Annotated in this window: 10 protein-coding genes and 1 pseudogene; 3 read left to right on the top strand and 8 right to left on the bottom strand. The window is 45.5% G+C overall.

Translation table 11 applies throughout. The features are described from left to right. The 3 genes and pseudogenes from QUA38_RS25360 to rpsU all read left to right on the top strand — a co-directional run. Positions 1 to 339: pseudogene (locus tag QUA38_RS25360) on the top strand (radical SAM protein); the annotation flags it as partial. A gap of 107 nt (positions 340 to 446) precedes the next feature. Then, positions 447 to 1,581 (top strand): peptide chain release factor 2 gene (gene prfB, locus QUA38_RS25365; protein ID WP_333166839.1). Its coding sequence is split into 2 segments (ribosomal slippage): positions 447 to 518 and positions 520 to 1,581, totalling 1,134 coding nucleotides; the frame shifts between segments, so codons are not numbered across the junction. A 172-nt stretch (positions 1,582 to 1,753) separates the two neighbouring features. Further along, positions 1,754 to 1,948, top strand: a complete 195-nt coding sequence (gene rpsU, locus QUA38_RS25370) for a 30S ribosomal protein S21 (RefSeq protein ID WP_006632476.1) — start codon at positions 1,754 to 1,756, stop codon at positions 1,946 to 1,948. Between the two features lie 11 nt (positions 1,949 to 1,959). Here the strand turns inward: rpsU and QUA38_RS25375 are convergent, their stop codons facing one another. The 8 genes from QUA38_RS25375 to QUA38_RS25410 form a co-directional block, all read right to left on the bottom strand. Continuing rightward, positions 1,960 to 3,423, bottom strand: a complete 1,464-nt coding sequence (locus QUA38_RS25375) for an AtzE family amidohydrolase (protein ID WP_333166840.1) — start codon at positions 3,421 to 3,423, stop codon at positions 1,960 to 1,962. A 24-nt stretch (positions 3,424 to 3,447) separates the two neighbouring features. Then, complete coding sequence (locus QUA38_RS25380; protein ID WP_333166851.1) at positions 3,448 to 3,624, bottom strand: DUF4089 domain-containing protein; 177 nt, start codon at positions 3,622 to 3,624, stop codon at positions 3,448 to 3,450. Positions 3,625 to 3,743: 119 nt separating this feature from the next. Further along, positions 3,744 to 4,196, bottom strand: a complete 453-nt coding sequence (locus QUA38_RS25385) for a KGK domain-containing protein (RefSeq protein ID WP_333166842.1) — start codon at positions 4,194 to 4,196, stop codon at positions 3,744 to 3,746. Between the two features lie 102 nt (positions 4,197 to 4,298). Next, complete coding sequence (locus tag QUA38_RS25390; RefSeq protein WP_333094978.1) at positions 4,299 to 4,751, bottom strand: hypothetical protein; 453 nt, start codon at positions 4,749 to 4,751, stop codon at positions 4,299 to 4,301. Between the two features lie 11 nt (positions 4,752 to 4,762). Beyond that, positions 4,763 to 5,071 carry a hypothetical protein gene (locus QUA38_RS25395; RefSeq protein WP_333166844.1) on the bottom strand — a complete coding sequence of 103 codons (309 nt, stop codon included), beginning with the start codon at positions 5,069 to 5,071 and terminating at the stop codon, positions 4,763 to 4,765. A gap of 26 nt (positions 5,072 to 5,097) precedes the next feature. Next, on the bottom strand, positions 5,098 to 6,366 hold the full coding sequence (gene codA / locus QUA38_RS25400; protein WP_333166845.1) for a cytosine deaminase: 1,269 nt from the start codon (positions 6,364 to 6,366) through the stop codon (positions 5,098 to 5,100). 211 nt (positions 6,367 to 6,577) lie between these two features. Beyond that, positions 6,578 to 7,069 (bottom strand): ureidoglycolate lyase, encoded by a 492-nt coding sequence (locus QUA38_RS25405; protein WP_333166847.1) that lies wholly within the window; start codon positions 7,067 to 7,069, stop codon positions 6,578 to 6,580. Positions 7,070 to 7,166: 97 nt separating this feature from the next. After that, a partial coding sequence (locus tag QUA38_RS25410) for a cobyrinate a,c-diamide synthase (protein ID WP_333166849.1) occupies positions 7,167 to 8,603 on the bottom strand: 1,437 nt, incomplete at its 5' end.

Consider the following 8,603-nt stretch of genomic DNA (forward strand, 5'->3'; position numbering starts at 1 on the left):
AGCCTAAACAATTACTACCGAAATGTAGAAATTAGCTGCCAAACTCAAGCCAGCAAAGAGATTTTCATCAGTTTTGAAGCGGAACTCTGGCCTTGCTGTTGGGTAAGCCATACTAAATACGCTATTTATAACCACACTTACAGACCGCAAATGCTGGCTTTAATTGAAAAGTACGGAAATGGCTTTAATTCTCTCAGAACTCAATCTGTGAAAGATGCGATCGCCAGAGATTGGTTTCGCGAAGACCTCACAAAAAGTTTTTCCTGTTCTAAAAGGTTGGACGTATGCGCTCACGAATGCGGTAAAACTTTCAATTCAACAGGTTCGCAGTATATATAAGAAGGAAGGCACGACACGGATTTGGACACGGATACACGGATTAGTTGCTGAAATGTCGAAATTTCAGCTAAACTCAAAAATACACCCCACAACTAGGAGAACTCATAGTGGAAGTTCTAGACATCAAACACAATATCGAAACATTGTCCGATCGACTGGGTACAACCCAGGACTATCTTTGACATCCCCGCACTTACAGCCAAAATTCAAGACTTAGAGCAAATCTGCGCCCAACCAGCATTTTGGGACGACCAAGATCGAGCTCAAGAAACCCTCCAAGAACTTAATGACTTCAAATCTCATTTAGACCAATATCGCGGCTGGCAAACGAGCTTGGAAGATGCTAAAGCTATTTTAGAACTGCTGGAGTTAGAAGCCGACGAGTCCCTGTTCCAAGAAGCCTCATCGAGTCTTTCTCAGTTAACCCGCGAACTCGACCAGTGGGAACTGCAACAATTACTATCTGGGCCCTACGATGAAGGCGGCGCTGTTTTGACAATTAACGCCGGGGCCGGCGGCACAGATGCTCAAGATTGGGCCGAAATGCTGCTGCGGATGTACACCCGCTGGGGGGAAAGTCAAGGTTACAAAGTACATTTAATGGAAATTTCCGAGGGAGAGGAAGCAGGTGTTAAATCTGCTTCTTTGGAAATTGTTGGCCGCTACGCTTACGGTTATATGCGATCGGAAAAAGGCACTCACCGCTTGGTGAGAATTTCGCCTTTTAATGCTAACGACAAGCGTCAAACCAGTTTTGCAGGCGTCGAAGTGATGCCAATTCTCGATCGATCCGTACAGTTGGACATTCCAGAAAAAGATTTGGAAGTCACTACTTCCCGCGCTGGCGGCAAGGGCGGGCAAAATGTTAACAAGGTAGAAACCGCAGTCCGCATCGTTCACCTTCCTACTGGTTTGGCCGTCCGCTGTACAGAGGAACGCAGTCAGTTGCAAAACAAGGAAAAAGCTTTGGCATTACTCAAGGCTAGGCTGTTGGTGATTGCTAAGGAACAGCGGGCTTCGGAAATTGCCGAGATTCGCGGCGATATGGTGGAGGCGGCTTGGGGCAACCAAATTCGCAATTATGTTTTTCACCCATACCAAATGGTCAAGGATTTGCGTACTGGGGTGGAAACAACCGCCATCGCAGATGTAATGAACGGCGAATTAGACCCGTTTATTCAAGCTTACCTGCGGCAGGAAAATCAGTTGATAGCCCAAACAGATGCAACCGCGCGAATATAATTGGCGCCTTGACATACAAAGTCTGCCTGCGCGGACTAAATAATCAAGAGCGGTAATGGCAGCGGATTTGCTATAATTTTGGGGTTTTGGTCGATCGCGCGACCTTCAACAGGTTGCGCGGCCAAAAACCTTGATATGATAAAACTTGATCTAACAAACAAAAGGAGAAATAATGACCCAAGTTGTAATAGGCGAAAATGAAGGGATTGAGTCAGCCCTGCGACGGTTTAAGCGACAAGTTTCCAAAGCGGGTATTTTCCCCGACATGAGAAAGCACCGCCACTTTGAAACCCCGTTGGAAAAGCAGAAGCGCAAAGCTATTGCCAGAAGGACTAAGAGACGCTTTCACCGCAATAACAAGCCCTAGAATTATTAGCACTAAATTGATTCGGCACATATAATGCCTTGCGATTCTAGTACCGCAGCGACTCGGAGAATCACCGCTTCGCTGTAGGGAGCACCAATAATTTGTACCCCCAAGGGCAAAGCGCCGGGCCGCTGTACGGGCACGCAAAGAACGGGCAAGCCAATAAATGATAGGGGTTGGGTGAACAGTCCGAGATTGGGACGCACTAAGATTTCTTGTCCGGCTATTACCATTTTCTCGACGCCAATTTCAGGGGCAGCTATCGGGGTTGCGGGTGCGAGGATGATGTCTGTGTGTTGGAATATTTCGCGAATTCGATCGCGGTACCACTGTCTGAATCTCTGCGCTTGCAAGTACCAAGTCGCAGGGATCAGGGTTCCGGCTAAAAAGCGATCGCGCGTCGCCGGATCGAAGTCTTGAGGGCGCGATCGTAAATTGTCTAAATGCAAGTTTCCGCCCTCGCAGGCGGTAATGATAAATGCCGCAGCCCGGGCGCGATCGGATTCCGGTATGCTGACAGTCGCAAGCCCCCCTATTTTTGGGGGGTTTGTTTTTTTTTCTGTCCTAATACCACAAAATAAGACCTTTGTCAAGGCTTTAGCAACTATTTCTACAGCATCCATTGCTTCCGGTTCGGCCCCTGTGGCGAAATACCCGTCAGCAACAGCAATTCGCAATCCCGCAATTCCTTGATTTAACTGCGGCGAACAAAGTTCAGGCGGGCGTTGAGTGCAAACTGGGTCACGAGAATCCGGGCCTTGCAGGATATCGTACAGCAGCGCCATATCTCTGATCGATCGCCCAAACGGCCCCACACAATCCAAACTACTCGAAAATAAATAAGCGCCAGCCCTGGACAAACGGCCGTAAGTAGGCTTAAACCCAAAGACACCGCACAAAGCAGCCGGTACGCGGATGGAACCGTTAGTATCAGAACCGAGAGTGATGGGTACAAAACCGGCGGCGACTGCTGCTGCGGAACCGCCGCTGGAACCGCCGGCGATACGCGCAGTATCGCGGGGATTGCGAGTCGGCCCGTAGTGGCTGTTTTCGGTGACGAAACCGTAGGCGTACTCGTCCATGTTGAGAGTACCTACGAGTACAGCCCCAGCTTGTTTTAGTCGGGCGACCACGGCCGCGTCCTGGGTAGCCGAAGGATTGTCAGCGTTGATTTTTGACCCAGCTAGAGTAGTAATTCCGGCGATATCAAACAGGTTTTTGACAGCGAAGGGAACGCCTGCTAAAGGGCCTGGGTCTTGGTTATTTGAGATCGAATTATCAATATTTTCGGCTGCTGCGAGTGCGCTTGATGCAGTGATTGCAGTAAAGCAATTAAAAGCTTTATCCTTAACAGCAATCCGTTCCAAAGCAGCACTTACCGCCTCTGTAGCCGTAACTTTACCACATTTAACAGCCGCTGCCGTAGCAACCGCATCCGCCTTATCTAAAAAACATCTGCGTTCATCTGCGTTCATCTGCCCTCATCTGCGGTTAAAAATCTAAGGTTCAAACACCGGCGCGACTTCTACTTCTGGGGGTAAAGGGAATTCAGTAACGAGTCGGGCGATCGCAGCTATTCTCTCGAAGTTTACCACAACGCCTGGACGATGTTCCGAGTCTAAGGGTAAGTTTATCAGTTCAGCGGTGCGATCGACATATTCTTCTATATTTGTCATTAGTCCATCCCAAACAACATCAGCGTTCATCCGCGTACATCTGCCCTCATCTGCGGTTGAAAATCTAAGGTTCAGATATAGGTGCGATCGATTATTGTATTGTAATCGCGATCGGGCAGTCAGTTATTATTGCTCAGTTTTTTGTATTCCTCGGATTGTCTGATATCATCTAGAGGGGATTTTTGCTTTGCTGGTTCATCAGGACAAAACTTTATACATACCTGCGTTTCCCCCGCCTGGAAATTTTCATTAACTTTTATTTGAAGCTTTCCTTTTTGCCAACCCTTAGAACCAATTTTTAGAACTTGACAATCTATTCCTTCTTGAGGGGAGTTCCAGTCTATCTCCCCTCCACTAATTATTATTTCGTCGTTAATCCGTAGCTCTTTTATCCAATTAATTATTGATTTTTGGCGAGATTCCCTTATTGCAATAAGATCAAGTATCTCAATAAACTTGCTAGTGATTACCTCTGCAAAACTGCGTACCATAAAAGTAGCTTTATCGAATAACAAAACATCATCGCCGTCTAGTATCTCATAGTTCTTATTGGATTCAAGTTTGTCGTCCATTTTTTTTCACAAAATTCTGCTGCTTCCTATTTGATACCATTTCAAGCTATCTGAGTCAAGCTGGTCAACAAAATAAATTGACTCTCGCACTTTTCCTCCAACTCAAACACTGACAGTTTCCCGCAACTTCTCAACGGCAACATCCAGCGGAGGCAAAGTAAAATCCTCAGCATCCATCAATTCCTTAACCTTCTCAAAAATCTCAACCTCCGCCTCTTCCTGATCCGTCAGCTTATCATAAAAATAAGGGTCAGTAAACCACTGTTCAAACGCTATCATTAACAAACCATTGGGCGAAAGTTCAAACCGCCAATACTTAGAAACTCTACTATCAATTACTTCAAACATCGGTGCCGGATTCTCCATCGGATAATAGCTAAAAATATCGTCGCAGATGTAGTACCAAATAGTACCTTGCCATTCTCGGATAGCATAAACAACATATTCTTTGCCTATTGTTAATGCCAACTTAATTTTTTTAGTGTAACCGCGTGGCGGATCTATATATTTATCAGGGAGAGATTCACCCGTGTTAGCAATACAACGAATTTTCATAACTTGATTACCTACAGATTTTTAGGAGCAATTTTGGGATACTGTCGCTTGAACTTAAACTCCACATCTTGAAGAGTCTGACTGTTCCGAAACCAATGAACTTGTACGGAAGCTCCATTAATTTCAAAAGCCTCAATACTTGTCATTTTATCCCAATCTTCATAATTCCCGCCATAAACACCAATAAGTCTCGGCGCATCCCCCAACAATCTATCTGTACCGCGACGAATTACTTTGCAATTACCAGCCTTAGCATCTTGCAGTAGCAGTTGCTCCTGCAAATTTCTCGGACTCTCATCGGGAATAGCACCTTGATTCACAATTTAACAGCTTCAAATATTGTTTGTCAAATACCATAAAAACTAATTTTAGCAGGTTCAGTTTCCGCCAGCAACTTACCCCGCGAGATCACATACCGAACCGCAGCGCGCCTCCTAATTGCATCATAACAATCCTCAGCATCCAACACAATCAAATTTGCAGGTTTCCCCGCCTCTATCCCATAATTATTATCTCCCAAACTCAAAGTTTTAGCACCGTTGACAGTCACCATATTAAAACAAGCTGCAATCTCAGCCATTCCTGTCATCTGACAAACATGAACTGCCATATGAGCGACATCCAACATATTTCCCGTACCTAAACTATACCAAGGATCTTGCACGCAGTCGTGGCCAAAACTCACATTCAATCCCTGTTGCCACAACTCCTTAACTCGCGTCACCCCACGGCGTTTGGGATAAGTATCAGCGCGACCTTGCAGAGTGATATTAATTAAAGGATTGGCAATAAAATTAATTCCCGATTTTGCCAAACTTCCCATCAGCTTAAAAGCATAAGCATTGTTGTAAGAACCGAAAGCCGTCGTGTGGCTAGCTGTCACCAGCGAACCAGCCCCGCTTCTAATCGCACAAGCCGCTACAACTTCCAAAAATCTCGACTGTTCATCATCGATTTCATCGCAGTGAACATCTATTAATCTATTGTATTTTTCAGCAAGTTCAAAAATTCGTTCAACCGACTTCACCCCGTCTTCCCGTGTCAACTCATAATGGGGAATCCCGCCCACAGCATCCGCACCCATATCCAGAGATTTCTCTAAAAGCTTGTCATTTTCTGGACTTCCGTAAATCCCGTCTTGAGGAAAAGCCACAACTTGCAGAGTCATCCAATATTTGACTTGTTCTCGAACTTCCAAAAGTCCTTGCAAAGCAGTCAGCGTCGGTTCGCTAACATCAGCGTGACTCCTGACAAACAAAATCCCTTGAGACGCTTGCAGCCTTAAAGTTTCTACAGCCCGTTTTTTGACATCATCCAGAGTTAAACTTTGCTTGCGTTCCCCCCAAATTTGAATTCCCTCGAACAAAGTGCCGCTTTGATTCCATCGCGGTTCCCCGGCAGTCAAAGCCGAATCGAGATGAATGTGCGACTCCACAAAAGGAGGACTAACTAAATTGCCTTGAATGTCGATTTCGCGTTCCCCAAGTTCTGAGAGGTGCGGCGAAACGGCGACTATTTGCTCATTCTCAATAGCAATATCTACCGTTGGGCGATCGTCGATCGCACCTAACAAACGACATTCCCGCAGAACAATGCTATACTTTTGCTCAGGCATGACAATTGCACCTAAATTTAACACTTGTAAACGTGATCCTTCCTAGTTGCTACTCAGCCTAGTGAAACAAAAGAATTCCCCAATCACTTGCGAACCCCCTCTTTCTCCTCCTCTGCATCCTCTGCGCCCTCTGCGGTTAAAAAATATTACTCACAAAAGCAAGCTATAACGACAATAACCCCGAAAAAAGCGCCACTACAAATCGCCAATATCAGACAATCTCAAACTCCAGATTGTGATTTTTTACCAAATCAAAGGTAAAATGGTCAACGACATTAGTATTGCTCAATTCCAGATTGTAAAAATCAACAAAATCCGCATCAAAATACGGCCCAGCGTGCCAAGTCCCCACATCTAACTTAATAAAACAATTGCCCGGAATCCGAAAAGCAGCCATATCTTCTAAACTCGGTTTATAGCTATCCCCAGGAGGCGCAACCGCCATCAACCAATCCTTCCCCTCCAAAGAGCCCAAACACTGAGTACATTGAACGTGTCGTGTAATTTTGCCAAACTTGCGACCTTTATTGTGCAGCCGCATAATGTAAAATCTAGGAATACCATTTTGCAAGTTTAACTGAGCATCCTCAGCATCGAAAGACTTGCCATCAACAGCCGCAAAGATAACTTGACCGTAACTCCGAAAATTCTCCGGTGTCACCCATTGTGCGGATAAGTGCTTAGTCGAAATTGATTCGCTCATAAATCCCAACATTCCTAGCTTGATCCGTCATCAACATTCTAATACAGTAACTCCTCTCTCTTCTCTTCTCTGTGCCCTCTGCGTCCTCTGCGGTTAATTAAATAAAAAAATCTAGTTCGCTTTCTCGATCGCCCAAAACACCCTTACAATCAAAATCAGCACACTGCTGCAAAAAACGAGCCGGTATATCAGGCCGAGCACCCCAATGCAAATGCAAATAAGAAGCGTGTACCTGACAAACTCCCCAACCTTCAGCAACCGCCTCAACTTCCCCTCGCTTCCCATACCTCCAACTGTGATAAACTGGATTACTCGGTTCCACAGTTAAATGCGATCGATGAAACTCATGTCCCCAAACCTCATCAAAAGCAGTTAACACCAAACTATCCCTCACCGCCACAGCTTCTCGGTATCCCAGCGTCAAACGCTTTCCCATCGCAGCAGCAGTTTCCAACACTCCCACCCCTTGCCAAGAATTGCCATCGAAGTCTACAATAGAATCGCATAAATACATCAAACCGCCGCACTCCGCATAAGTCGGCATTCCCGAAAAAATCGCACTTTTTACCGCATCCCGAATTAAAACATTACCGCTCAATTTTTGAGCAAACACTTCGGGAAAACCACCACCAAAATACAACCCTTGCACATTGTCAGGAAAAACCGAGTCATCAAGGGGACTCCAAAATACTAACTCCGCACCCAACTCTTCCAACAAATCAAGATTGTCCTGATAGTAAAAATTAAAAGCCCGATCGCGCGCAACCGCAATCCTCACTCCTAATTGTTTTCCCAAAGAGTTGACAACATCATCTTTTTGAGTTATAATACCCGAAGGGAGACTGTGCCTACCCAAAAGTTGCTCAGACCCCTCACCCCCCCCATTTCGAGTTGCAGCCAACAAAGGCAAAAGTTGCTCCCAGTCAAAACTAACAGCAGCCAAATCAGCCAGTTTATCGATCGCAGCATGAAGATTCGGCAACTCCTCAGCAGGAATCAGCCCCAAATGTCGATCGGGAATAGTAACAGCCTCATCCCTACGCAAAACCCCCAAAATAGGTAAATTGAGCGGTTTGAGAGCATCTTGAAGCAGTTCCAAATGTCGATCGCTCGCCACCCGATTCAGCACCAAACCAGCGAATTTAAGGTCAGGGTTAAAAGAACGAAAACCGTGGGCGATCGCAGCCACAGAACCAGAGAGCCTGCTGCAATCTATCACAAACAATACAGGCAAATTCAGCAAATAAGCCACATGAGCCGTAGAAGCAAAGGAAATAGAATAGTGTTGTTTTCCTTCTGGCTTCCTTAAATCCGTTAAATCCGTTAAATCCTTTACATCTCGTACAATCGTTGCCGAACTTCTATCCGTTACATCCGTTACGAAATCCGTTGCCGAACTTTCTTCTTCTTTCTTCCGAGAAACCCCATCAAATAAACCCATTACCCCTTCAACTAAGGCATAATCGACATCTTGAATATGACGAGAAAAACACTTTTTTACATAAGATTCAGACGTTAATACCGGGTCTAAATT

This window comes from Microcoleus sp. Pol12B4, from assembly GCF_036701385.1.
Classification (GTDB): Bacteria; Cyanobacteriota; Cyanobacteriia; order Cyanobacteriales; family Microcoleaceae; genus Microcoleus.